Source organism: Parendozoicomonas verongulae (assembly GCF_009711465.1).
Taxonomy (GTDB): Bacteria; Pseudomonadota; Gammaproteobacteria; order Pseudomonadales; family Endozoicomonadaceae; genus Sansalvadorimonas; species Sansalvadorimonas verongulae.
On record NZ_SMME01000229.1, the window covers coordinates 1 to 391 of the forward strand.

1 protein-coding gene is annotated in these 391 nt (G+C 46.8%); it reads right to left on the bottom strand.

What is annotated here, in order from left to right:
- A partial coding sequence (locus E1189_RS24310; RefSeq protein WP_230459825.1) for a hypothetical protein occupies positions 1-234 on the bottom strand: 234 nt, incomplete at its 3' end.
- Positions 235-391: the final 157 nt, after the last annotated feature.

The window sequence follows — 391 nt, forward strand, 5'->3', positions numbered from 1 at the left end:
GTGGTGTTCGGTTGCTCTGTCTATGACACAGACTGTTGTTTTGTGGGGATGAATATCTGTGCTGTCCGTAGTTTGTAGTGCAATGCTCCCTGTAGAGATCACATCAAGTGGCCGTGATTGAATAGAGCGGATTGGCTGACTTTTGACTTTTACTGCAAAGGTGTCAGATGAAGACAGGCTGATCGCTATGCAGAGACTGGTGACAATAAAGTTCAGCCTGAACACTATTCCCATCCTTCCCATCCTTCCAATAAAAAGAATACAGATGATAGAACGTGGCTGGCGGCCTCTTGGTATGCTGGTGTTTAAGACGCTGATCGCCTGTTGCTGGATAGACTGAGCATCTCCTGGCTTGTTGCATCATACAGTCCGTGCACTATCAGAGTATGGT